Here is a 23,607-nt window from a genome sequence, read left to right as displayed (position 1 = left end):
TGGGAGCAAAAGCTAGCGCAAGTAGGCTTAAAAGAAAACTTCTACGATTCTGGGCGAAAGCGGCTGAACCGGATTTTGGGCTTATATTCTCCCTTTTCAATGCGTTCCACCTCGTCTTCACCGTGAAGATAGGCAAGATCAAAAGTGATGATCCCGTCAATCTCTGCCAGGGAATCTACCATTTTTTCCATTTCTTCTGAAGTTTCAGTCTCAAGAACAACAATGATATGGCCGCGCTCGTCATAGCCATAAATTGTTAAGCACTCAACCTGGGAAAGCTCATCAAGGACACGGTCTTTTTTTTCTGGTAAAACGTGAACTACAAATCCACCTATCGGCATAATAACCTCGTAAAGAAATGAGGGGAGCTTAAGCTCCCCCCACGATTTTTAGAATTTTATGGTCAAACGCGTCCAGAAGACTGTTTCGTCCTCCACAGGAACGCCGTTTGCCTCTGCGTCATTGTCAGCATCGAAAAAGGCCGCCTTTATCAGGCCTGTAATATTTTTGTTAAATGGCTTTACCAACAGGAGATCAAATTCCTGTCCGTACTTACCATCATAGTTATTGTAAAGCCCGTCGACCTTTGTCTCGGTATCAAAATAGTGGTAAACAGCTTTAAACTTCACCCCCGCAAATTTAACGGCAGCCTCTACCCAATAATCTTCAAGACCATTCCAAAGGGTTCCGCCGTTAGTGGCGAGGAACTGGTCAGCCCAGCCGTTCCATTTGTGGGCGGTAGAAAAAAGAGTATCAAAAGGTTTGTCCTTTCCATGGGCACCTTCAAGCATCTGGTAACCAAAACCAAAGCTTCCCATCTGGATGTAAGGCAGGTTGAGCTTTAAATCCGTTGCCACAAAAAGATTTAGCATCATAGCCCCGTGTTCTTCTAGGGTTTCAGAACCAACCGTTATAAAAGAGCTGGGATCACCGTCTTCGGCAAAATCGGTCTGATAAGCAATGGTGAAATCATAACGCAAGGCCGCGTTATCCTGGAAAGGAACCTTTCCAAACGCCCGCAAGCCATAAGTAACAGAGTCGCGGTAGTCGTTGTCTTCAAAATCGTTTAAGTAAGCGAAAAGGCTTATCTTATGGTTTTTAAGGCCAGCGTAGGTGACGTGGAACCAGTAGCCGTTTAAGTCAAAATGAGTCAAGAAAATGGTATTTACCCTGCTCACATAAGCAGCATCAAAAGTGACGTCTTTAATGGGACTGATAGATACCTTGGCAGCATCGAAAGACTGGCCATTCTGACGCCAGCCAATGTTACCAATCAGGCGTACGTCATCAAAGAGAATCTCCTGTTTACCAATACGCACCAGGCCAGCATGCTTGGGGCATTTGATATCAAGGTATGCCTGATGCACCCTTGAGCCGTCGGGGTCTCCGATAACATCATAGCCCGCATCTCCACCACCAGGCCAGCGATAGTTTTCAACCAGGTTGGTGACGTTGTGCAACTGAATGTAAGCAGAAAATTTGTCGTAAAGGTCTGCAGTCCGGTAACCAATACGGGTGCGAACGTTAAGCCCTACAGCCTTAGCTTTTTCTCCGTCGTTTAAGTCAGAAACTTCAAAACTCCAACGCATTTCAAAGGTGGGGGTGCCATTTTTTAGCGCCTGGGTTACATCGTCAAGAACCGCTGCCTGTGTAGTTGAAGTAAAGAGCAGTGCTAGGAAAAAAATGATAGCTGAATACATCAAACGCATAAGCCCTCCTCCTTCCCTGCTTTTTAGCCCCGCCCTCAGGCGGGGCCTTTTTAGGTTCTAGATCTTGTGCCCTACCACGTAAGGCTTAAGTGGTCTGGGGCCAGAAACGCGCTTAATCCGGCATGCGCAAATCTTAAACTCTGGCTCTTTTGAACCGGGATCAAAGGCGTCTTTGGTCACCCGGTTAATCATGCGTTCTTCTGCCATGTCATGCCAATAAACAAAGACCATCCCTTCCATGGGGCCCTCATAGACCTTGGCCGGAAGGATGTTCTTGCCACGGCGCGTTTCCACCAGCACCATATCGCCAGGGTTAATCCCTAAACGCCTGGCGTCTTTGGGGTTGATTTCCACGTAGGCATACGGATTAGCACGCAGAAGCTCTTTGATGCGGCCGGTCATACTGGTGGTGTGCCAATGGTCAATAACGCGGCCTGTGGAAAGATAGAAGGGATACTCAGCATCTGGCTCTTCAGCGGCACCTTTATATGGCCTTAGCCAAATCCAGAGCTTATGGTCTTTATGGGCTGGTCCGTAGAACTGATAGGGTTTTTCGTCCACGGCGTGTTCGTCAGCAAGGGGATCAAGCCCCCGGACAAATTTCTTGTACGTGCCACCCTTCAAGGCCCATTCCTTGGTAGGCGCAGGCCACTGAACACCATCTGGACGTTTCATAAGCACCTCATAAGTGGCCCCGCGCAGGTCGTTATCGCGATTGGCCGTAAGCTTCTGGGTATATTCATCCCAGATGGCTTTAGGAAGTTCATATCCTTCTTCAAGGCCAATGAAAGGCTCAACGGTCTTTTTGATGACCGGGTCGTTTAGTTTTTCAGCAAGCTTTAAGGCCCACTCACGCACAATCCAGACCTCAGGCTTGGCTTCTCCTGGAGGATCAACAGCTTTTACCGTAAGCTGAGAGCGCCTTTCGGTGCAGCCGTAAACACCGGTCTTTTCAAAGTGAAAAGCAGTTGGCAGCACAAGATTAGCAAGCTCGGTGGTCTTGGTGGGGAAAATGTCTGTCACCACCATAAAAACGTCTTCACGCGCCATGCCTTTGCGATATTTATCAACATCAGGAAGACTCTGGGCTGGGCTGGTACAGTTAATCCATATGGCCTTGATTTTCCCTTCATTCACCGCGGAAAACATGGCTATGGTGTGATACCCGGGTTTAGCAGGAATGCGCCCGCGAGGGACTCCCCACAGGTCTTCTACCTGGTGGCGCAACTTATCCACTTTCACTGGTCGGTGCCCCGGAAGAATATGGCAAAGGCCTCCGCCTTCACGCACCCCACCACAGGCATTGGGCTGGCCAGTAAGGGAGAAGCTATCAGCACCAGGACGACAAAGCTGGCCAGTGAGGAGATGAAGGTTGTGGATAAGGTTGTTTGCCCATACACCACGAATACGCTGGTTGATACCCATGGTCCAAAAACTCATGGTGGCAGGCGAAGTGGCAAACTTACGGGCTACCAAACGAATAATATCCGGGGTGATGTTTCCGCCACAGATTTGTGCAGCACGCTCAGGCGTATATGCGGAAATAAAACGCTTATATTCCTCAAAAGAGACTTTCTTTTTCTTCTTGCCTACGCGAAAGACGCAGTAGTTTTTGATAAAATCTTCGTTATACAACTTTTCTTCAATAATGACGTAAGCCATGGCATTAAGGAGCGCAAGGTCAGTGCCTGGCTTAAACTGGAGATGAACATCTGCAATACGAGAAGTAGGCGAGACCCTTGGGTCTGCATTTATAACGAATACGTCTTTGGGATTATCAAGCTTGCGCCGCATAACCCTGCGGAAAAGCACTGGATGGGCCTCAGCCATGTTGCTACCAATGATGAAGAAACAAAAAGCCTGTTCGATGTCCGCATAAGAACCAATGGGCTCATCAGCACCAAAAGAAGTAAGGTAGCCACCCACAGCACTTGCCATACAAAGGCGCGGGTTCCCTTCGACGTTATTGGTGCGAAGGCCCGCACGCATTACCTTCTGGAAAAGATACGTCTCTTCGGTTAGGGCCTGACCTGAGCCGTAATAGGCCACCGAGTTTGGACCATATTTCTTGACGGCTTCTGCAAATTTTTCCGCCGCGATATTAAGGGCTTCTTCCCAGGAAATCTCCCGGAATTTGTCTTTTTTGCTGGCACGATAAAGAGGCTTGGTCAAGCGCTCAGGATGGTGGATAAGTTGATAGAAAAGCATTCCCTTCATACAAAGAAAGCCAAAATTGGTACGTGAATCAGGGACACCGCGAATAGCAACGGGTTTTCCGTTTTTAAGGCCAAGCTCCACGCGGCAACCTACACCACAAAAACGACATACTCCCCTTACCCATTTGTCTGCGTCTGCAGCCTGGGCCTCTTTTTCCAAAGAAAAGGGCAAATTCATGCCTACTAAAGAAGCTGCGGTAAGGGCAGCGGTTCTTTTTAAGAATTCTCTTCTACTAAGGGCCATAAGACACCTCCTTTTTACTTATGAACAGTAAATTTGTGTGCGGGATGGCAGGCCGAACAGTTTTTGTCTTTAGGTGCGGTTTTTACCTGTTCGGCATGACAAGGCATACAACGTGAAGGCCCTGGTACCGCTTCAAAATCTTCGTACGTGCCGTGACACTGGAAACACTTTACGTTTGCGATACCATGCACAGAGTTAAACCATTCGTCGTAGATCTCCGGGGTTTCATCGCGGTGACAACTAGCACAGGGCATGAGTTTTTCCTGGTCTGTAAGGGGGGGATGCTCTGAGACAGCAGGCTTTGCGGTTTCCTGGACAGGGGCCTGCCCCTTAGGCGCACAAGAGACTATCATTCCTCCTGCCAGCAACATACTTAAAAAAAAGATTTTAAACCTCACGATACACCTCCTTCAGGCAATAAATTGCTTTTATTCTTATATATCTCGGAAAGACGTTAAAATGCGGTTATTTTTGTAACGAAAATGTAACAAAGAAGTGACTTTGATATTCTGTTATGGAATCCGTTCCCATTTGCGATCCGAAAAAAAGAACAGATCCTTGTATTTCGCAAAAGTCTTTTGTTTGTACCTTTTGTGGCAGGACTTTTCTAACCTGATTATCTCTTCGGTTATCTCTTTTACAGAAAGAAGATCTTGTTCGTTAACCGCCTGCTTTAAAAGCATCACTTTTTCCAGGCACGCACGCCATGCCGTCTGCCAGGTATCTTCCGCAAACCGGCTATATTGTTCCATCACAGCAAGGAGCGCATTTATATCTTGAAGTGATGGCAACTGCTGGTATTTCACGTCCCGAACAATGACCTTCCAAAGGCCACCCATCTGTTTTTTTAGCTGTTTTGGTTTAAGAGAAGAGCTTGATTTGTCAGACTCTGAATATTTTTTCTTGGCTAAGTCTTCTTTTTTAGCTGAAAAAGATAGCTTGAATTTAGTCTCTTCTTTATCTATTTTGATCTCCCACTTGACTTTTAGAGTGTCTGTTCGTAAAGGCCATTTTTCATCATTTAAATTCAAAAACCCTTCTTTTATAGCGAGCCCTAGCTGCTCTAAAAAAGAGCCTAACTCTTCTAACTCCATATTTTGGTAATCTTTTTTCTTGAGCATCTTCTCTCCCGTCCGCTTTTTATAGAGACCTTTGCACCAAGGATCCGTTCCCATTTTTCGGAACGAAAAATAGGAACGGATCCCAAAAGTCCTTCAAAAAGGTGTTTTGCAAAATCTCTTGTAATATTTTAATACCACAATCTTTAATATGAAGTCACCAAGAGTTCTTCCGAAAAATGGTCTTAAGGGGACAGGCCCTCTAGGCTGTTCCCGTTTTTTGTTGTGAGCAATCGCTTAAAATGGTTAATATTTTCAGAATTTGAAAATTTGCCTGGGCTCAAAATTGGTTTATCTTCAGAGCAAAAGGCGAAACGCAAGGAGGTAACCCTGTGCGCTATCTAAAAGGAAAAGAAATCCGGAAGCTTTTTCTGGATTATTTTGCCAAGCAAGGCCACGAAATAGTCCCCAGCTCGCCCTTGGTTCCTGCTGATGATCCTACGCTTCTTTTCACCAATGCAGGGATGGTTCAATTCAAAAAAGTCTTTCTCGGCCAGGAAGAAAGGCCTTATAAACGCGCTGCCTCCTGCCAAAAATGCGTACGTGCCGGGGGCAAACACAATGACCTCGAAAATGTTGGCTACACCGCCCGGCATCATACCTTCTTCGAAATGCTTGGAAACTTCTCTTTTGGGGATTACTTCAAGGAAGAAGCCATTTTCTACGCCTGGGAATTTTTGACCAAGGTGCTTGAGCTTCCCAAAGAGCGCCTCTACGTCACGGTTTACAAAGACGACGACGAAGCTTACGCCCTTTGGCAAAAGATAGCAGGGCTTAGTCAAGACCGTATTGTGCGCCTGGGAGAAAAAGACAACTTCTGGGCCATGGGCGACACTGGCCCCTGTGGCCCCTGTTCAGAAATAATTTTTGACCAAGGTGAAGACGTTGGCTGTGGTCGTCCAGACTGCCAGGTGGGATGCGACTGCGACCGCTATCTTGAGCTCTGGAACCTTGTTTTCATGCAATACGAAAGAGACGAAAAAGGGAATCTCAGCCCGCTTCCGCGCCCTTGTATTGACACTGGCATGGGACTTGAGCGTATCACCGCCACCATCCAGGGCGTAAAAACCAATTTTGACTGTGATCTTTTTGCCGGCTTGATGAGCAAAATCTCTGACTTAACAGGTATTCACTACGGCGAAAATAAAAAAACCGACGTGGCTTTCAGGGTAATTGCTGACCACTCACGGGCAGCAGCCTTTCTCATTGCCGATGGAGTCTTGCCTTCAAATGAAGGCCGAGGCTACGTGCTAAGACGCATCATCAGGCGCGCTATTCGTTTTGGCCGCACTCTAGGGCTTGAAAAGCCCTTTTTATATGACACTGCCCTGGTAGTCGTAGAAGAAATGGGAGACGTTTATCCTGAGCTTCTCCGCGCGGCTCAAACCATCGAAAAAATACTTGTGCTTGAAGAAGAACGCTTCCGGGAAACCTTAGAAAGAGGCCTTTCTTTACTTTACGAAGAAATCGAAAAACTCAAAAAATCAGGAGAAAAGATCATCCCGGGAAGCTTTATCTTCAAACTTTATGATACCTATGGATTCCCTTACGACATTGTGCGCGATATTGCCCTTGAACACGGCCTTGAGCTTGACATGCTCGGCTTTGAAAAAGAAATGGCCAAGCAAAGGGAAAGGAGCCGTAAGGCCTGGAAGGGAGAGCTCGCCAAGGCTCCTCAAGTTTTCACCAAGCTCCTTGAAAAAGGCCTTGGCAAAGAATTCGTAGGCTATGAAACCACCGAAGCCGAAGCAGAAATCCTTGCCATTGTTCAAAAAGGAAAAGAAATAGACGCCCTTTGTGAAGGGGAAGAAGCTGAAGCTGTTTTTTCAAAAACGCCCTTTTACGGCGAAGCAGGTGGCCAGGTGGGAGACACAGGGCTTGTTATCGGCAAAGAAGGCCAGGCAGAGGTGGTTGATACTTATCGCTTAGGGGAAATCTTCGTGCACAAACTCAAGTGCAAAACAGGGACCCTCAAAAAAGGGGAAAAAGTTAAGCTTTCGGTTTTTTCCTCGCGAAGGGCAGCCATTGCCAGGCACCACACCGCAACTCATCTTCTTCACGCGGCGCTCCGCCGTATCCTGGGAGATCACGTACATCAGGCAGGGTCTCTGGTAGCACCAGATCGCCTGCGGTTTGACTTTACACACTTTGAACCCTTAAAACTTGAAGAAATCTTTGCCCTTGAAGACCTTATAAACGCCCGCATACGGGATAACATCCCTGTGGAAGTAAAGTTGATGAGCTATAAAGAAGCCATAGACCAAGGGGCTATGGCCTTATTTGGTGAAAAATACGCTGATAAAGTTCGCGTTATTCGCATTGGGAATTTTTCCATGGAGCTTTGCGGTGGCACCCACGTGCACCGCACCGGAGATATTGGCTTTTTTAAGATTATTGCCGAGGGGAGCGTTTCTGCAGGAGTGCGCCGTATTGAAGCGGTAGCGGGAGAGCCTGCGGTTAATTTTGTCCATGATCTTGAAAAAGAAAAGGCCCTTATAGCCTCAAAGCTCAAAGTAGCACCGTCTGAGCTTCCAAAGCGTGTGGAAACCCTTTTAAAACAATTGAAAGAAGCTCAAGAGGAAATCGAAACTTTAAGACGGCAGCTTGCCAGAGGGGGCCTTGAGTCTCTTTTAAATCAGGTACAAGAAATAAACGGCATAAAAATAATTGCCGCTGAGGTTCCGGCCAAAGATGCCAAGACCCTTCGTGAAATGGGGGACTTTCTGCGCGAAAAACTGGGCTCAGGGGTGGTGGTGCTTGGGGCCTCAGTTAACGGAAAGGCCCAACTCCTTGCCATGGTCACCAAAGACTTAAAAGAAAAAGTCCATGCTGGAAAAATTATCTCAGCGCTTGCTCCTTTAGTAGGTGGCAGAGGTGGTGGCCGCCCTGACATGGCCCAGGGGGGCGGACCAGACGCACAAAAACTAAAAGAAGCCCTAGAAAAAGCTCCAAAACTTATCGCTGATATGATTAAGTGATTTGTTCAGGCCAGAGCAGTAAAGGGCTAGCGCCCTTTGGATGCTTCGGTCTTTTAGCTTGACAGTGCAAGGGTCTTAACGGATCCGTTCCCCTTTTTCGGAACGAAAAATAGGAACGGATCCCAATAACAACAAAACCTCTACAACCTCTAGAACATCTAGAACATCTACAACCTCTACAACCTTTAGAATTCTAAGATTACAGATCACAGCTTTTGCCTTTCGCCTATCACCTTTCGCCTATTTAATCGACCTGTGGATTCTTCGGGCTCAAGGATCCTCAGAAGAATGACAGGGTAGGCAGTGGATGCTTCGGGTCTAACGACCCTCAGCATGACACAGTTGGGACTGGACGCTTCAACTGGAAGACAGAGGCGTTATTATTTGGCAAGCTCGATATTATCCCTGCTTTCGCGCTCGAAAGCACCCCCTCTAAAAACATACGTTTCAAGGTTTATGTTCAAGGAATTTTCCTTATTATCAAAGCCGATTCTAAAAAACCGGCTTTTTCGCAGGGGATCGTTCCCAACATACGTAAGAGATGGTGCACCAAGAAAAAGGCTTTTACCCAAACGGGTTTCGTAATAACCACGAATAATCTTGTGGGTATGGCCAAAAAGAACTATCTCTAGGCCTTCCTCGCGCAAAAGCTCAGCAAGCTCAGTGGTTTCCTTAAGGGCCTTAAGGGTCGAGATCATGCCCGGAAGCGGTGGGTGATGAAGGGCCAAGATCCTCACCAAGCCTGCTTCTCGTAAAGTTTTTAAAACATCTTTCAAGCGCGCTAATTGCTTATCACCCAGTTCTCCCATGGCAAAAGGGGGCACGTTTGGACAAGTGGTATCAAGGCCAATGAGAGCATAGTGTTCTTTTTTAAGAACGGTGGGATAGTCGCGCGATTCGTCCAAGTGAAGATACGGGCTCCATTTAGCAAAAGTTTTTTCAAATGGCTCAGGCACGTAAAAATCATGGTTTCCGGGCACTAAAAAGATTTTTTCTGGGGGGCCAAGGCGTTCTAAAAAATCCTTTGCCAGCGAAAACTCCTCAGGAAGCCCCAGATGAACCAGGTCCCCAGTAATTACCACCTGAGAGACTTGAGCGGCTGCGAGCCATTTTTGAAGTGCCATCAAAGGCTCAAGGGAGTGCTTGCGCCCGCGGCTAAGCTTCCAGCGTAAAAAACCAAGGGCCCTTCTTCCCAAAAGTTTGCGTGGTGGAGGGGCTTCCACACTCAAATGCAGGTCTGAAAAATGAATGACGTATTCCATATTTTTAGTAACATAGCCTTAACTTTGCTTTTACTCTAGTGACCCAGTGCAAAAATTAAGAGAATCAATATGAGAATCGAAAGCGCGGTTTTGTTCTGGAACCCGTTAGGGGGAAAAAACCTAAAAGAAGGGCTTTTGCTTCTGGCCCTGGCGCGTCACGCTCACCTTAGCACCGAAAAAATCAAAAATTACCCGGAAATAGAAAAAGCCTTAAGGAAACATCTCGCGCAAGGGAAAAGGCTTTTTTTAATAAGCGGGGGAGATGGCACTATTTCAGCCTTTTTAACCGCTTATTTTAGAGAGCTAAAACCCCCTGAAATTGAAATCGCCGTTTTACCAGGGGGAACCAACAACTTAATCGCCTGGGATGTGGCAAGACCATTTAACCAGTTAAAAATTTTTAAAGCTTTCTTATCGCACCAAAGGCCTCGCATGTTAAAACGCAAAGCGCTTCGGATAGAACCAGGTAAGTTTTTTGGTATGTTTTGCGCTGCAGGCCTCCTTGCCGAGGGTACTTTTCTCTATAACGAACTCCGTAAAAAAGAAGGCGTAAAGGGCATGAAAAATATCTTAAAAGTCATAGCCAAACTGGGGAAAAGGGGGCTTCGCCGTGAGCTTCCCTTGCTCGTTGAACCTCAAAGCCTTGTTTACGCCCCGGAAACAGCTATGTTTACCACCCTTGAAAGGCTTTTTATTCCGCTTTTCCCCTTTCCCAAAGTAAGAAACTGCAGAGAAATAAAAGGGGGTATTTTTCCGCAAAAATTGATTCCTTTTAAGACCTTTTGTACGCCCAAAGTAAGGATTCACACCCCTGCCATTGCCCTTGACGGCGAGATGATAAAAAGCTCTGATAATGTATTTGAGCTCACCACCACAAAAGAGCTGACTTTTTTAAAATGGTAGCACGAATTATCAAACATATTCTTAATTTTTTGGCCTTGCTTCTGGTTTTGCCTGCCTGGGTCATGGTGGTTCTCGAAAAAAAGCTAGGCCTGGGGATAAGAGTTTATCTTTTTTGGGCCCAGTTTCTGGCGCAGGTACCAGGCATCCTGGGGTCTTTTTTAAGGCGTGCTTTTTACTGGTTGGTCTTACCTCAGGTCTCCTGGAATTGCGAAATAGGCTTTGGCACCTTTTTTAGCCGCCCGTGGGGGATCATTGAAAAAGGCGTCTACATCGGCCCGTACTGCATCATTGGCCAAGCAATCCTTAGGGAAGGCAGCCTCATCGCCTCTAGGGTTAGTATTCCAAGTGGTCGCAGGCAACACAGGCGAGACCCAACAGGAAAAATTCTACCAGCAGAGCACGGAAGCTTCGAAACTATAGAAATCGGCCCGCATGCCTGGATTGGCGAAGGGGCCATTGTGATGGCAAAGATAGGGGCCCGTGCCACAGTAGCCGCTGGAGCGGTGGTTACTAGGCCTGTCCCAGATGATTGTGTGGTAGGAGGAAACCCTGCGCACATTTTGCGCAGAAAAACCTTCAAGGCGTAATATTGCATTCTCTAACTAGCCTATTATGGTTCGAGCGAAATGGCTGAAACGCTTTTACGGGTAGAAAATCTTACCAAGACCTTTGGCGGCCTAGCAGCGGTCAAAGACTTAAGTTTTGAAGTTAAAAAGGGCCTTATCACCGCTCTCATCGGCCCAAATGGCTCAGGGAAAACCACCACCTTCAACATGATTTCAGGGCATTTAAAACCCTCCTCCGGGGCCATTTATTTTGAAAAAATTCGCATTGACAAACTGCCACCTTTTAAAATTGCACGTTTAGGTATTGCACGCACCTTTCAAAACCTTGAAATATTCGGGCACCTAAGCGTTATTGAAAACGTCCTCCTGGCGGTTCAAAACCGCCGCCCGGTAAAATTTTGGGAGATAGTCACACGGGCCCCTTCTTTTTTCAAAAAAGAAAAAGAAGCCCAAAATATAGCTTTTTCTTACCTCAAGCCCCTTGGTCTTGAGAACTGGGCTCTAAGCCCTGCCCAAAGTCTTCCCTTTGGGCTTCAGCGCTATCTCGAAATTGCTAGAGCCTTAGCCCTTGAACCAAAAATGCTCTTGCTTGATGAGGCGGCCTCGGGGCTTGACGCCTCAGAAAAAGAACTTCTTCTTAAGATCATCTCCAACCTGAAAAAACAAGGTGTTACTATTTTGTTGGTAGAGCATGACATGAACATGGTAATGGAAATAGCCGACGAAGTGATAGTTCTTGACCAGGGGCAAAAAATCGCCCAGGGCACACCACGGGAAATCCAGCGCCACCCTGATGTAATCGCTGTTTACTTGGGGGAAGGCTGATGCTTGCAGTGCGCAACTTAGTAGCGGCCTACGGCCCTATCAAAGCGCTTAAAAACGTCTCTCTCCACGTGGCCAAAGGCGAGATAGTTTGTCTGATTGGGGCAAATGGCGCGGGGAAATCCACCCTTATGCTAACCATCATGGGGCTGGTTAAGCCTGCCCAGGGGGAAATCGTTTTTGAAAATGAGCCCATTCACACCCTTTCAACCCCGGCCATTGTGGCGAAAGGTATAAGCCTTGTGCCAGAAGGACGCCAGATTTTTTATCCCCTAACCGTAGAAGAAAACCTCGAACTCGGGGCCTATCAACGCTATCGCAAAGAAGCTAAAGAACTCATCAAAAACGACCTGGAAGAAGTCTATGAGCTTTTTCCTCGCCTTAAAGAAAGACGCAAACAAATTGCCGGCACGCTTTCTGGGGGAGAGCAACAAATGCTTGCCATTGGCCGGGCATTTATGGCGCGCCCAAAGCTTCTTATGCTTGATGAACCTTCCCTTGGGCTTGCTCCGCGTCTGGTGGACACTATCCTTGAAACCATCAAAACTTTGAATGAAAATGGGCTTACGATCCTTCTGGTAGAACAAAATGCCAGGCGTGCCCTAGACCTTGCCCACAGGGGATATGTGCTTGAAACAGGACGCATTATCCTTCAAGGTCGCACCGAAGACCTCATCGCAGACGAAGACGTTAAAAGGGCATACCTTGGCAAGGATTACCGCGAATTTACCGATTAGGAGTAGCCTATGGAGCCTGACAAAACTATAGAATACCTATCTCGCGAAGGCTGGCGTCAGTGGCACCTTGAGCTTCTTCAGAGCAATATCAACCGGGTTTATAACCGGGTACCCTTTTATCGGAAGCTTATGGACATGCGGGACATTGCCCCTGAAGACATAAAAGACCTCTCAGATCTTAAAAAACTTCCCTTTACCACGCGCGAACACCTGGAAGAAAACTACCCCTATGATCTTTTTGCCGTGCCCCTTCGGGATATCGTAAGGCTGCACACCTTTCCGGGGCCACGAACCCCTATTGTCAAGGGATTTACCAGGGGCGATGTAACGGCTATCCGTCGTCTTACCGCACGTTTCCTCTCAATAAGCGGTGTTAACTCAGAAGACATTATCCAGATCTGCCTTGACCCGGGCATGTCGGTCTGGATAACCGAAATCAAAGAAGGAGCAGAAGAGCTTGGCGCCTCGGTCATTCCCCCTGATCCGCAAAATGTCACCAATCGCATACGGGTAATGAAGGATTTTCGAACCTCGGTCCTGATTACCACCCCTTCCTATGCCTTTTATCTGGCGGACTTTATGCAAAAAGAGGGGATCAGCCCGCCAAAGAGTCTAAGGCTCATTATCTTCGTGGGAGAAGGCATAGCCCAAGAAGAAAGAATTCGTCTGGAACAAGCACTAAACGTAGCCACCCGCTCAGGCTATGGGGTCACCGAAGCCGTAGGCCCTGGGATGGGCTACGAATGTGAAGAGAAAAAGGGCTACCACCTGGCTGCGGATTATTTTATACCCGAGATAGTTGACCCCAAAACCGGGGAAGACGTCCCTCCAGGGGAAGTGGGAGAGCTTGTAATTACCACGCTCACTGTAAAAGCCAATCCTTTGATCAGGTTCCGCACCGGAGACATAGCAAGGTTTATCCCTGAACCCTGCCCTTGCGGGCGCACTACCCCTCGTATTTCCCAGATTCTTGCCCAGGCTGACGGACGCGTTTCTATTCGTGGGGTAAAAATATCGCTTTCTTACGTGGAAACCTTACTTAAGCAGGCTTATGGCCATATCCCCGAGTATCTTCTTTGTATAAAAAAGAAAAACTACCTTGAGAGACTTTATCTCTGGGTGGCTATTAACGAAAAACTCTTTGAGCCAAGCATTTTAGGGCTCCATCAGGTAGCAGAAAGATTCGAAAGGCTATTCATCGAAACCTTCGGGCTTGAGTGCAAATTAAAACTTGTAGAACGATACCATCTCAAGCAGGTAGCCCAGGGTAAAAAAATCGTCTATCTGGATTAATCTGTCACCAAACGGCCTCTTTACGGTGACGAGGTGCTTGACTCCTTTTCTTGGTACCGCTCATAGTTATTATTTGTACCTCTACCCTGTCATGCTGAGGGCCCTTGGGCCCGAAGAATCCACAGCCTACCCTGTCATCTGAGGGAGCGAAGCGACCGAAGAATCCATTAATGGATCCCTTCGCCTTCGGCTCAGGGCAGGCTCTTCGCCTCACTGGCGCTCGGCTCAGGATGACAAAGGAAGGGCGAAAGGCCGAAGGGGATCAGTAACCTGTGACCGGTGATCTGTGAGTTGTAGAGGTTGTAGAGGTTGTAGAGGTTTTGTTGTTATTGGGATCCGTTCCCATTTTTCGTTCCGAAAAATAGGAACGGATCCTACGATATCGGGTGTTTTAACGTTACAAAAAGCTTAAAAGCTAAGTTTTTCTGCAATGCGGGTTTTTACCCAGTTGGGGTCAAACCACTCAAGAGGCTCAACAAAGACTCCTTGCACTAATACCGAGAAGTGGAGATGATCTCCACCTGCAAGGCCAGTGGTGTCTGTGTAACCAATGAGTTGTCCCCGTTTTACAGTGTCCCCTGGTGCCACGGTAAACCCTGACAAATGGGCATATAAACTAAAAAGCCCAAAACCATGGTCAATGATAATGGTATTGCCGTAAATACCCAGGTAATCAGCAAAAATCACTTTGCCACCTGCTGCCGCAGGCACCGGAGAACCCGCTATCGAAGCGAGATCAATACCAAGGTGGTAGGCATTGCCTATTTTTTGGCCTTTGTAATAGTAAGTGCGATAATCGCCAAAAAGGGCCCTGGTAGCTGACTTCGGAAGTCTCAGAAAGAATCTTTTGCCATAAAAATCCTTGATTTGAGATTTACGGCACAGTTCCTTGATTTTGGCGTTATTTTTCCTGCGCAGTTCAGTGTTGATATAAATAAAGGCCTTTAAGTAATCGTCGCGTGGAATCTCGGGGTACCTATCCCAGAACTCAGGAATTTTACGCTTGAGAAAATTATCAGAAATATTAATGACATCATTGCGATATCTTTTGGGCTTAAGATAATAAGCCACAGGGAAAGAAGCTTTATTGCCTGCCAGGTCTTCGGCTTCTATCTGCACCCGGTGAATACGTTTGGTATTTACGGGAACCGCTATTAAACAGTAGTAAAGATTAGGAATTTTAGGGTCTGGGTACCCTTCAAAGAAAAGATCATCAACCCACACTCCTTGGCGAACGACAGGCTCCGAAATGGTATACACCACGAGATTGCTTCCCCCGCGAACAAGATAGTGCATGGGGGACTTAACCACGATGCGCGGAGAGGTTAGGTCAAGGACTATTTCTTTTTGAAAGACCGCGCGATTTCCCTTTAAGCTGTTGCGCCAGGAGCCATCGATTATCTCTACTATTAAAGAGGCCTTGCCACTTTTAAACCCGAGTTTAAAAGGAGAAAAGACAACTTTAAGGTCATCTTCTTTGGTGGATGACCCCCAAATAGGATCCACAGGGTAAGTTTTTTCGAAAATTTTGGCAATTTTTTTGTCTTGCTTAAGGTAGATGTTTACCGCACGGAGACCAGAACGATTATCAGCAATTAATATTTCTAACTGACTTTGCTTCCCCAAGGCCTTGGGCAGGGCTATTTTTTCAATACGCGGGGGATTTCCTTCGAATTTAAAGAAAAACAAGAAAGAAAGGAAAGCTAAAACACCAACCACCAAAAGCAATATCACGAAAGACAATATCTTCTTCATTTTTTCACCCTTAACTTTTATAATGCGCTTATGTTTCAAACATCTATAGTAAATCTTTTCAAAAATTCAAAGTCCCTAAGCATCGTATTGTTGTTATTTATTTGGCTAGCCTCAAGCGGTTTTCAAATGCCCACAAGTTTAGAAAACATCCTGAACAAGATACCTTATTTAAACAAAATTATGCGTCCTGAGAACCCTCCAAAGGAATTAGAAAAAGAGACCCAAAAATACCTAGAAAAAGCTTACTGGGAAGGTGCTCCTATATATGCCAAAGAATTATGGCAAAAAGCACAAGATTATTACCAAAAAGGCCAAAAGGCTTTAGCGCAAAAAAACTATTCCCATGCCAAATTTTACTTTGGCAAAGCCAAAGAGATAGCTCAAAAAGCAGAAAAAGAAAGCCTTACCAAAAGACAAGAACTGAAAAAACAAGCGAAAGAAAAGCTCAATAAATTTCTTGAGCTTCACCCAGAACTCAACCAAAGCCTTGAAGGACAGCTAAAGATTAAGTTACTCAAAGAGTTAATCGAGGCAGAAAAGTTTGACGAATTCAATAAAGAAATTAAAAACCTAGCTGAAAAATTAGACAAAAAGAGGGGGATTGCTCCCCCTCCGCCAAAAGCTACATCTCAGTAACAGTGATAGCACCTTCAGGGCAAACTTCTACGCAGGTTTCGCAACCAAGGCAATCTTCAGGGCGAGCAATGACAGGCTTTCCGTCTTCACCTTCATCAAAAACCTGGGCAGGGCAAGAGTTGATGCATTCCTGGTCAGCACTGCACTTGTCGTAATCAACAGTAATCTCAAACATACGCTCCTCCTTCATTTTAATTTTATAGTTTGATTTATCCCATTTAACACTAAACTACGAGGTTGCAATACGTCTCTCATATTTGAGGAAATTCCTTCTTTCCAGTTGAGCGCCGCCTTAAGCAATCCCAACGCCCACGCAGGCTGCCCTAAAACGTGGACATGGGTATAAGCCCCAAAAATATTGCGATAAACGACACCATCTAACTTATCACAGAACCCATGACCTTTATCCAGTTTCATGCATAGCGTAATTTCGCTGGGAGTGCAATTAATAGGTTTTGAATAATGAAATTCATGCCCTACGATTTTGGTTCCTGGTTCATAAAAGGGATTTTTTTCAATAATGGTGGCTTTAACATATCCATGCCCCTGGGGTCTATCCTTGACCTCAAAATCAACGGGTAAAGCCCCTACCATCTCAAAAACCTTACCACGCCAGATGATGCGTCGGCCCAAAAACATAAGGCCACCACATTCAGCATAGATGGGAAGGCCCGCATTTGCCGCCTCTCGCAAATCCTCTCTTAAGGAACGATTGGCCTCAAGGGCTTCGCCTTGCGTTTCTGGAAAACCTCCACCAATATAAAGGGCATGAATGTCAGCAGGTAAAGACTTATCTCTCAACGCGTCCAAGTAAAGGATTTCTGCTCCAAGTGATTCAAGAAAAGCGAGATTTTCAGGATAATAAAATTGAAAAGCCTTGTCTCTAAAAACTCCTATTTTTACGAGAGATTCTCGCTTGGCCCAGGCAAAAGGTTTTCCCTTTAAAGGCGGAGCTTTCCTGGCAATTTCGCAAATTCTTTCGAGGTTAACATTTTCTTTTACAGCCTGCGCAAGTCTTTGAACTACTATTTCTCCCTCGCCATGTTCCTGCCAAGGTAAAAGTCCCAGATGCCTCATGGGAAAAGAAAATTTCTTAAGCCGTGGAAGAATCCCTAAAACTTCAAGGCCGGTATATTTTTCGATAGACTGAGTAATTATTTTTTCGTGGCGAGGACGCACTATTTGATTAAGAATTACGCCCCCAATAACGATATCTGGCTCGATTGCCTGGCAGCCCTTAACAAAAGCCGCCAAGGAACGGGTAACCTTGGTACAATCAAGGACTAGAATAACAGGAGCCTTTAGAATTCTTGCAAGCTGCGCGCTGCTACAGGTGCCCTCAATGTCAACTCCATCTAGGAGCCCTCTATTGCCTTCGATAACAGAAAGATTCCCCTCTAAAGCGTGGGTAACAAAAGAAGACAAAATAACTTCATGAGACATGAAAAAAGGATCAAGGTTATAGCAAGAATACTTAGCCGCGTAAGAAAGCCAGCCTGCGTCGATATAATCAGGACCTTTTTTGAAAGGTACGACCTTTTTACCCTCAGCAACAAGCGCGGCTAATAGTCCTAGGGAAAATAAAGTCTTGCCGGCACCGCCTTTTTGTGCGGAAATAAGTAGCCGGGGAAATTCAAATTCCGGTGTCATATCCGTTTATTCTTTAGTGGGAAATAAAAAAGCCGGGCCGAAGCCCGGCTGGCTAGCCTAGATTAACCTTCTGCTTTCCATTATGGAGACAACCATCTTGAAAAGAATGGTGATTACCAGGAACCCAAAGGCCCAAATACCGACGGAAATCATGACCTCAGGAAGTGTAGGCATATATTCGGTTATTTCTTCTAAAGGATTAGGAATAAAACCTCCAATAACAAGCCCCATGCCTTTATCAATCCAGGTTCCGATAACCACAAGGATACATATAAAAGGTAGAATCTGAAGGTTATTACGCACCTGGGGAATCACTAGAAGAACAGCTGCTGCAAGCATACAAAAATAAGCAGTCCACATCCAGGGGACAAGCTTGGTATGCCCCTCAAGGCCAAAGAAGAGATACTTAAGGGGATGAATATGTCCGGGGATATTACTGTAAAGTGATGTAAATAACTCACAACCGAACAGGAATAGGTTGGCAATCAAGGCGTAAGTAATGGTCTTGGCAAGGGCCCTGATAGCCTTTTCACCAGGATCAAACCTAGTAAAGGCTTTGACAATATAAATAATGATGAGAAGCAACGCAGGCCCAGAACAAAAAGCCGAAGCCAAAAAGCGAGGTGCCATAACAGCAGTTAACCAGAGGTGGCGGTCAGGCATACCGGCGTACAAAAAGGCCGTAACCGTGTGAATACTAAAGGCCCACGGGATAGAAATATAAATAAAAGGTTTTACCCAGTTGGGGTATTTTGTGCCCTTGTACATGGCAGAAAGGGCATTCCAGCCACAGATGATGTTAAGAAGCAGGTAGCCACAAAGAACAATCATATCGTAAAACATGACCGAATTGGGAGTTGGGTGTAACGCCACGTTCATTACCCGGTGAGTTTGACCGATATCCACCAGAATAAAAAGAATACACATCAGCACCGCGGCAATGGCCATAAACTCACCAAAAATAACTAACTTCCCATATTCTTTGTAATTATGAAAATAATAAGGAAGCACCACCATAACACCTGACGCCGCGATACCAACTAGATAAGTAAATTGTGCAACATAAAAACCCCACGAAACATCGCGGCTCATGCCGGTGATACCCAGACCAACCTGCATCTGGTAGATAAAACATGCCAAGCCAATTAAAAAAAGGCCCGCCAGGAAAAACACCAATGCATAGTATTTCTTGCTACCAACTAAAGCCTTCTCAAACATAGGTCCACCTCACCTAAATGATATAAAAGACACTAGGACCAGTACCTAACATGACTTTCCTACGAATACTGTGATGCTCTCTAAGCAGTTTATTAACCTCTGAATGTGGATCCGCAAGATCACCAAAGGTCAAAGCACCATACTTACAAGAAGTAACACATAGGGGTAGTTCACCATCACGAAGATGATCAAAACAAAAAATGCATTTTTCTACCACACCACGCATACGAGTGGGATAAGCCGGGTTGGGTTCTTTGATATAGGGCCTAGGATCAAGCCAGTTAAAACTTCTTGCCCCGTATGGACATGCTGCCATACAGAAACGGCAACCAATGCAGCGGTGCATGTCCATCATCACGATACCATCTTCGCGCTTAAAGGTTGCCTGTGTAGGACAAACTCTCACACAGGGTGGACGCTCACAATGGTTGCAAAGCACCAGAAACGGACGATGATGCAATTCTTCGCTGTCATATTCGTGAGCCTGATATGGAAAAGCGTTATGAAAATGCGTTTTCCATATCCACTTAATCTCGTGCTTTTTATCTGGCATGTGGGGCACGTTATGAAATTTATGACACGCGTCAATACAATCAGTGCATCCAGGATGCTGAGCACATATACGCGTGTCAATTACCAAAGCCCAACGCCCCGCCTTAAGAGACTTATCCGTCTCTCCTTCTACAGGCTGGGCCTTTACTTTCCTTCCGGAAAGTAAACCAGCTGTACCCGAAGCCCAAGCCCCGACTAATGATGCGAAGCCGGCTGCTTTAAGGAAGCTTCTTCTGTTAAATTTGCTTCTTTTGTCGCCCATCCTTCTTTCTCCTCCGGGGAAATATGACAATTCCAACAATAAGGTTTGGCCTCCACAAAATTATGGCACCTGTCACAGAACTTTTGTCTATTGTCGTGACATTTTAAACAGCCCTTTTGAAAGAGCATTTGATAACGTTCACCTTTGGAGTTGACATAATATTTTTTTCCTTCACGAACCACTGCATCGCGCCACTTGTTGAGTAGTTGCATGTGCTCCCTAATCATCCATTCTTTAGGCTCAACGCATTCTTTGTATTGTTTGGGGAGCTCAACTTCTACCCGCGGCGCTGCTTTGCCTAAGTTGTACCAAAAAGGCAGCGTCACAAAGACCACAAAGACTATTATCCCTGCGATTACTTTGCCGGCATCATGCATTTTCTTCGCCCTCCGGCTTCAAAGGTTCTTGACGTAAGTTAAGTTCTCTTTCACGCTCGCCTTTCTTTTCATGTGGAAAGACCAGCGCGTTAGCGACTAATTCGTGTACACCACAAACCTGCACTTCTGGGACCCAATAGTTCATAAGGGTAGATAATGCAGCCCTATCAATAGCACAGATACACGCAAGCATATTCACGCCGTATTTTTCATGGACATACTTAACAGCATTAGCCCGTGGCAAACCACCACGCATACGCATGTCCATAAATTCGTCAGTGTTAAGACCAGAACCACTTCCACAGCAGAAAGTCTTTTCACGGATAGTATTCTCAGGCATTTCATAAAAATTGTTGCAAACATTTTTGAGAATGAAGCGTGGCTCTTCAAAAAATCCCATTCCACGCGAGGGGTTACACGAGTCGTGATACGTAACGATATACTTGTCATTGCGAGAAGGATCTAAATCAAGCTTACCATGAGCGATTAAATCGGCCGTGAACTCACAAATATGGATCATCTTGGTGGATTTGGCGTGCTCAAAAACAGTCCCTGTGATGGGGCTGCGTGGTGTTTCCAGATTCTTAGGAGCAGGACCTGTGGCAGTATCCATATACTGGTGCTTGACACGCCACATATGACCACACTCACCACCAATTATGAAACGCACACCCAGGCGCTCTGCTTCGTGATAAATCTTGGCGTTAATCTTGGCCATGGCCTCGTGAGAGGTGAAAAGACCAAAGTTTCCACCCTCAGAGGCATAAGTGCTCATGGTCCAGTCGATATCAAGGTAATTAAAGAGCATGATGTAACCCATCATGGTGTAAATACCGGGATCGGCAAAGTAGTCACCAGATGGCGTTACAAAAAGCACCTCAGCGCCTTTTTTGTTAAAAGGCACTTCCAGCTTGAGGCCGGTTACTTCTTCAATATCCCAACATAAAAATTCGATATTTTCTTTTACGGTGTGGGGCTGAAGACCAAGATGGTTTCCGATTTTGAAGCAGTTTCTTACCGGCTCAAGGATCCAGTTGATATTGCAACCAACCAGATGGAGCAATTCACGCCCCATCATGGTTACTTCACAGGTGTCAATACCGTACGGGCAAAAGACCGAACAACGACGGCACTCACTACATTGATAAAAGTAGTAAAACCATTCTTTAATAATATCTTCGTTGAGCTTGCGAGCACCTGCCAACTTGCCAAAAAGCCTGCCCTGCCAGGTAAGTTCGCCCTTGATAACCGAGCGCAAAAGCTCTGCCCGCAAAACAGGCATGTTCTTGGGATCGCCTGACCCTAAGAAATAGTGGCACTTATCCGCACAGGCACCACAACGGACGCATATGTCCATAAAAAGTTTAAAGGAGCGGTATTTCTTCAGGCGATCGATAATGCCATCAACTATTATCTCCCGGCTGTTAGGAGGCAGCTTCCAGTCGTCATCAAGAGGCGACCACTCACGAGGATTAGGAAAACCTATTTCCTCTAAGATGTTCTTTTTAGCTGGATAACAGAACCTCCCTGGCTTTATCTCTGGAGGAACGTCATCCATCCAATCCTTATCAGGCGGGGTCCAATCTATCGATTTCAGCAATTCATCAGGTTTAGGCATCTTAGCCATAGCTACCCTCTCCGTATATTATTTCGATTCTGCTTGTTTTTCTTTGTTTTTATAACAATCTTCGTCTATAGGCTGACCAGACTGTTCAAGTACTTCTTTGAATTCTTCCTGCCACTCACAGTAAGTCTTAAATTTGGGCTTCTTCCACCAAGGCGCAGGCTCATGGCGCTTGGCGCGGCTGTTGTTAGCAAGGTTTCTCGTGGGGCTGAAGAACACTCCTGCCATGTGGACCAATTTGCTAAACGGAAAGTATGCCATCAAAGCACACAAGAAGAAGAGATGAATATAGAAAATCACCCCCACATCCGGCACTTTGGGAGAAAAGTGCACCAAACCAAGGGTAAATTCTTTGACCTGGACGATGTCAACTTTGATAAAGTAGCGCATCAGAATGCCAGAAAGCACCAAGCCAAAGATAAGGAAAAGGGGCATAAAGTCAGAGGCTAAAGAGATGTATCGGAGTTTCGGATCCGCAAGACGCCTCAAAAGGAGATAAGTAAGTGCTGCTACGATAATGCCATCTGTAAGGTAAAAGTGGGGGATACCAATATGGAGAAAAGCATCAATTTGTTGATCAAGGATACTCAGCCAATATGGCACCGGATAGGAGAAAAACCTGAAGTGACGAATTAGGATGACAAAGAAACAATAGTGGAAAGCAATAGCACCTAACCAGAGCCACTTATTGGAACCATAAAGGAGGTTCGGGCCCTTAAGCTCAGCCTTCAAATTACGGAAAAGAGACCGAAAGGCAAAAACCTCAAGAGCCATGCGTAACAGCACTTCGAAGTTGTTGTAAGGGGATTCAAGGCGGCTGCGCTTCACCCACTTGAGCGACTTTTGCTGGCCACAGGTGGTAACAATACGGAAGGGAACCGGAACTTTAGCCCATTCTACAATGCGGTAGATCATCCCCCCTAAGAAAACAAAAAACGCTGCGTAGGGGATAACAACAGCAAAAAGACTCTTGAGCCCGATGAGCCCTACCCCAATGTAAACAAAAAGAACCAAACCCAACGCCGCAATTAAAGCAAATACAGCACCCATATATTTACCTCTCTTAGCTCATCAAATTTGTTCTGGAGGAATACTTCCTTCCCTTTCGTCATACACCATCTTGGCCCTTCTCAGCAGCATATACATACGGCTTTTCCATTCTTCAACCTTCAAATGGTACAATCTTTCCCGACATTGGTGATATATCTCGAAACCTTTAAGCGTAATCTCGTCTATTTGGTCTTCTAGGGCCAAAAACTCTTTCAAAAGGGAAATATCTTCAAGTTCGGCGGAAAGGACATCGCGGATGGCTTTTTTTACGAGAGGTATAGCGCGCACCGCCTCCGCAGGAGTAAATTCCTGCACTGCTCTTACGCGCAAAATTTCATCAAGGTATTCTTTTATTTTATCTTCACTGGGTTCTTCTTTGATTATTTCCTGGAGAATACCGATGACACCGGTGCTTAAGCGGGCACCCACAGGGTTGGTAAATTCGTCTTTGTTTTTTTTAAAAAAAGCCGCGGCTTCTTTAGGGTAGGTTTCGAGGATCAATTCATACCAGCGGCTTTCAATATCTGCCCTTCTCTCTTCAATAAGTTCTTTGATTTTCATAGGGCCTCTCTTGTTTTGGCTGTTTTGAGCTTTTAAAAAATTTTGTGTCCTTGGTCAAGAGAAAAATCTTCCGT

General features: G+C 45.9%; 22 protein-coding genes. 7 read left to right on the top strand and 15 right to left on the bottom strand.

The window, feature by feature from the left end; all coding sequences use genetic code 11:
- Nucleotides 1-41: 41 nt before the first annotated feature.
- The 5 genes from H528_RS0106980 to H528_RS0106960 form a co-directional block, all read right to left on the bottom strand.
- Nucleotides 42-341, bottom strand: a complete 300-nt coding sequence (locus tag H528_RS0106980) for a chaperone NapD (protein ID WP_022853618.1) — start codon at nucleotides 339-341, stop codon at nucleotides 42-44.
- A gap of 48 nt (nucleotides 342-389) precedes the next feature.
- Entirely contained in the window at nucleotides 390-1,709 is a 1,320-nt protein-coding gene (locus H528_RS0106975) for an alginate export family protein (RefSeq protein ID WP_022853617.1), read from the bottom strand.
- Between the two features lie 57 nt (nucleotides 1,710-1,766).
- The gene (locus H528_RS0106970; protein WP_022853616.1) at nucleotides 1,767-4,169 is read right to left on the bottom strand and encodes a molybdopterin oxidoreductase family protein; all 2,403 of its coding nucleotides are present in this window, start codon (nucleotides 4,167-4,169) and stop codon (nucleotides 1,767-1,769) included.
- 14 nt (nucleotides 4,170-4,183) lie between these two features.
- Nucleotides 4,184-4,567 (bottom strand): cytochrome c3 family protein, encoded by a 384-nt coding sequence (locus H528_RS0106965; RefSeq protein ID WP_022853615.1) that lies wholly within the window; start codon nucleotides 4,565-4,567, stop codon nucleotides 4,184-4,186.
- 114 nt (nucleotides 4,568-4,681) lie between these two features.
- The gene (locus H528_RS0106960; protein ID WP_022853614.1) at nucleotides 4,682-5,290 is read right to left on the bottom strand and encodes a GAK system XXXCH domain-containing protein; all 609 of its coding nucleotides are present in this window, start codon (nucleotides 5,288-5,290) and stop codon (nucleotides 4,682-4,684) included.
- Between the two features lie 329 nt (nucleotides 5,291-5,619).
- Here H528_RS0106960 and alaS point away from each other — a divergent pair, with 329 nt between their 5' ends.
- Nucleotides 5,620-8,265 carry an alanine--tRNA ligase gene (gene alaS, locus H528_RS0106955; protein ID WP_022853613.1) on the top strand — a complete coding sequence of 882 codons (2,646 nt, stop codon included), beginning with the start codon at nucleotides 5,620-5,622 and terminating at the stop codon, nucleotides 8,263-8,265.
- Nucleotides 8,266-8,645: 380 nt separating this feature from the next.
- On the opposite strand, the gene H528_RS13045 is transcribed toward alaS, so the two are convergent.
- Nucleotides 8,646-9,527 carry a metallophosphoesterase family protein gene (locus H528_RS13045; RefSeq protein WP_022853612.1) on the bottom strand — a complete coding sequence of 294 codons (882 nt, stop codon included), beginning with the start codon at nucleotides 9,525-9,527 and terminating at the stop codon, nucleotides 8,646-8,648.
- A 69-nt stretch (nucleotides 9,528-9,596) separates the two neighbouring features.
- On the opposite strand from H528_RS13045, the gene H528_RS0106945 reads away from it, so the two are divergent.
- Genes H528_RS0106945 through H528_RS0106925 form a run of 5 tightly spaced genes read left to right on the top strand, consistent with a single transcriptional unit; the run spans nucleotide 9,597 to nucleotide 13,848 of the window.
- A complete protein-coding gene (locus H528_RS0106945) occupies nucleotides 9,597-10,430 on the top strand; it encodes a diacylglycerol kinase family protein (protein ID WP_022853611.1) in 834 nt (277 codons plus the stop codon).
- Nucleotides 10,424-11,017 (top strand): acyltransferase, encoded by a 594-nt coding sequence (locus H528_RS13040; protein WP_022853610.1) that lies wholly within the window; start codon nucleotides 10,424-10,426, stop codon nucleotides 11,015-11,017. Before H528_RS0106945 ends, H528_RS13040 begins: the two co-directional genes overlap by 7 nt.
- A 39-nt stretch (nucleotides 11,018-11,056) precedes the next feature.
- Nucleotides 11,057-11,821: an ABC transporter ATP-binding protein gene (locus H528_RS0106935; RefSeq protein WP_022853609.1), complete on the top strand. Its 765-nt coding sequence runs from the start codon at nucleotides 11,057-11,059 to the stop codon at nucleotides 11,819-11,821.
- On the top strand, nucleotides 11,821-12,555 hold the full coding sequence (locus H528_RS0106930) for an ABC transporter ATP-binding protein (RefSeq protein WP_022853608.1): 735 nt from the start codon (nucleotides 11,821-11,823) through the stop codon (nucleotides 12,553-12,555). Before H528_RS0106935 ends, H528_RS0106930 begins: the two co-directional genes overlap by 1 nt.
- A 9-nt stretch (nucleotides 12,556-12,564) precedes the next feature.
- Nucleotides 12,565-13,848, top strand: a complete 1,284-nt coding sequence (locus tag H528_RS0106925; protein WP_022853607.1) for a phenylacetate--CoA ligase family protein — start codon at nucleotides 12,565-12,567, stop codon at nucleotides 13,846-13,848.
- Between the two features lie 408 nt (nucleotides 13,849-14,256).
- On the opposite strand, the gene H528_RS0106915 is transcribed toward H528_RS0106925, so the two are convergent.
- Nucleotides 14,257-15,603 (bottom strand): M23 family metallopeptidase, encoded by a 1,347-nt coding sequence (locus tag H528_RS0106915; RefSeq protein WP_033396388.1) that lies wholly within the window; start codon nucleotides 15,601-15,603, stop codon nucleotides 14,257-14,259.
- Nucleotides 15,604-15,729: 126 nt separating this feature from the next.
- Here H528_RS0106915 and H528_RS0106910 point away from each other — a divergent pair, with 126 nt between their 5' ends.
- Entirely contained in the window at nucleotides 15,730-16,239 is a 510-nt protein-coding gene (locus tag H528_RS0106910; protein WP_022853605.1) for an ATP synthase subunit B family protein, read from the top strand.
- Here the strand turns inward: H528_RS0106910 and H528_RS0106905 are convergent.
- The 8 genes from H528_RS0106905 to H528_RS13035 are packed head-to-tail and all read right to left on the bottom strand — an operon-like array spanning nucleotide 16,226 to nucleotide 23,533.
- Nucleotides 16,226-16,414, bottom strand: a complete 189-nt coding sequence (locus H528_RS0106905; RefSeq protein WP_022853604.1) for a 4Fe-4S binding protein — start codon at nucleotides 16,412-16,414, stop codon at nucleotides 16,226-16,228. The two genes, H528_RS0106910 and H528_RS0106905, sit on opposite strands and share 14 nt — an antisense overlap.
- A gap of 11 nt (nucleotides 16,415-16,425) precedes the next feature.
- The gene (locus H528_RS0106900; protein ID WP_022853603.1) at nucleotides 16,426-17,889 is read right to left on the bottom strand and encodes a cobyrinic acid a,c-diamide synthase CobB; all 1,464 of its coding nucleotides are present in this window, start codon (nucleotides 17,887-17,889) and stop codon (nucleotides 16,426-16,428) included.
- 57 nt (nucleotides 17,890-17,946) lie between these two features.
- Entirely contained in the window at nucleotides 17,947-19,107 is a 1,161-nt protein-coding gene (gene dsrP / locus H528_RS0106895) for a sulfate reduction electron transfer complex DsrMKJOP subunit DsrP (RefSeq protein WP_022853602.1), read from the bottom strand.
- A 13-nt stretch (nucleotides 19,108-19,120) separates the two neighbouring features.
- Nucleotides 19,121-19,921, bottom strand: a complete 801-nt coding sequence (gene dsrO, locus H528_RS0106890; RefSeq protein WP_028845835.1) for a sulfate reduction electron transfer complex DsrMKJOP subunit DsrO — start codon at nucleotides 19,919-19,921, stop codon at nucleotides 19,121-19,123.
- The gene (dsrJ, locus tag H528_RS0106885; protein ID WP_022853601.1) at nucleotides 19,855-20,298 is read right to left on the bottom strand and encodes a sulfate reduction electron transfer complex DsrMKJOP subunit DsrJ; all 444 of its coding nucleotides are present in this window, start codon (nucleotides 20,296-20,298) and stop codon (nucleotides 19,855-19,857) included. The genes dsrO and dsrJ overlap by 67 nt, the downstream gene beginning before the upstream one ends.
- Nucleotides 20,291-21,925 (bottom strand): sulfate reduction electron transfer complex DsrMKJOP subunit DsrK, encoded by a 1,635-nt coding sequence (dsrK, locus tag H528_RS0106880; protein WP_022853600.1) that lies wholly within the window; start codon nucleotides 21,923-21,925, stop codon nucleotides 20,291-20,293. The genes dsrJ and dsrK overlap by 8 nt, the downstream gene beginning before the upstream one ends.
- A gap of 18 nt (nucleotides 21,926-21,943) precedes the next feature.
- A complete protein-coding gene (dsrM, locus tag H528_RS0106875) occupies nucleotides 21,944-22,972 on the bottom strand; it encodes a sulfate reduction electron transfer complex DsrMKJOP subunit DsrM (protein WP_022853599.1) in 1,029 nt (342 codons plus the stop codon).
- A gap of 21 nt (nucleotides 22,973-22,993) precedes the next feature.
- Nucleotides 22,994-23,533: an RsbRD N-terminal domain-containing protein gene (locus H528_RS13035; protein ID WP_022853598.1), complete on the bottom strand. Its 540-nt coding sequence runs from the start codon at nucleotides 23,531-23,533 to the stop codon at nucleotides 22,994-22,996.
- Between the last annotated feature and the right edge of the window lie 74 nt (nucleotides 23,534-23,607).

This window comes from Thermodesulfatator atlanticus DSM 21156, assembly GCF_000421585.1.
Lineage (GTDB): Bacteria > Desulfobacterota > Thermodesulfobacteria > Thermodesulfobacteriales > Thermodesulfatatoraceae > Thermodesulfatator > Thermodesulfatator atlanticus.
This window is presented reverse-complemented; position numbering and strand designations above follow the sequence as displayed.

Coding starts and splice junctions, on each gene's coding strand:
- H528_RS0106980 (WP_022853618.1), bottom strand. CDS start 341: ATGCCGATAGGTGGATTTGTAGTTCACGTTTTACCAGAAAAAAAAGAC.
- H528_RS0106975 (WP_022853617.1), bottom strand. CDS start 1,709: ATGCGTTTGATGTATTCAGCTATCATTTTTTTCCTAGCACTGCTCTTT.
- H528_RS0106970 (WP_022853616.1), bottom strand. CDS start 4,169: ATGGCCCTTAGTAGAAGAGAATTCTTAAAAAGAACCGCTGCCCTTACC.
- H528_RS0106960 (WP_022853614.1), bottom strand. CDS start 5,290: ATGCTCAAGAAAAAAGATTACCAAAATATGGAGTTAGAAGAGTTAGGC.
- H528_RS13045 (WP_022853612.1), bottom strand. CDS start 9,527: ATGGAATACGTCATTCATTTTTCAGACCTGCATTTGAGTGTGGAAGCC.
- H528_RS0106945 (WP_022853611.1), top strand. CDS start 9,597: ATGAGAATCGAAAGCGCGGTTTTGTTCTGGAACCCGTTAGGGGGAAAA.
- H528_RS13040 (WP_022853610.1), top strand. CDS start 10,424: ATGGTAGCACGAATTATCAAACATATTCTTAATTTTTTGGCCTTGCTT.
- H528_RS0106935 (WP_022853609.1), top strand. CDS start 11,057: ATGGCTGAAACGCTTTTACGGGTAGAAAATCTTACCAAGACCTTTGGC.
- H528_RS0106930 (WP_022853608.1), top strand. CDS start 11,821: ATGCTTGCAGTGCGCAACTTAGTAGCGGCCTACGGCCCTATCAAAGCG.
- H528_RS0106925 (WP_022853607.1), top strand. CDS start 12,565: ATGGAGCCTGACAAAACTATAGAATACCTATCTCGCGAAGGCTGGCGT.
- H528_RS0106915 (WP_033396388.1), bottom strand. CDS start 15,603: ATGAAGAAGATATTGTCTTTCGTGATATTGCTTTTGGTGGTTGGTGTT.
- H528_RS0106910 (WP_022853605.1), top strand. CDS start 15,730: ATGCCCACAAGTTTAGAAAACATCCTGAACAAGATACCTTATTTAAAC.
- H528_RS0106905 (WP_022853604.1), bottom strand. CDS start 16,414: ATGTTTGAGATTACTGTTGATTACGACAAGTGCAGTGCTGACCAGGAA.
- H528_RS0106900 (WP_022853603.1), bottom strand. CDS start 17,889: ATGACACCGGAATTTGAATTTCCCCGGCTACTTATTTCCGCACAAAAA.
- dsrP (WP_022853602.1), bottom strand. CDS start 19,107: ATGTTTGAGAAGGCTTTAGTTGGTAGCAAGAAATACTATGCATTGGTG.
- dsrO (WP_028845835.1), bottom strand. CDS start 19,921: ATGGGCGACAAAAGAAGCAAATTTAACAGAAGAAGCTTCCTTAAAGCA.
- dsrJ (WP_022853601.1), bottom strand. CDS start 20,298: ATGCATGATGCCGGCAAAGTAATCGCAGGGATAATAGTCTTTGTGGTC.
- dsrK (WP_022853600.1), bottom strand. CDS start 21,925: ATGGCTAAGATGCCTAAACCTGATGAATTGCTGAAATCGATAGATTGG.
- dsrM (WP_022853599.1), bottom strand. CDS start 22,972: ATGGGTGCTGTATTTGCTTTAATTGCGGCGTTGGGTTTGGTTCTTTTT.
- H528_RS13035 (WP_022853598.1), bottom strand. CDS start 23,533: ATGAAAATCAAAGAACTTATTGAAGAGAGAAGGGCAGATATTGAAAGC.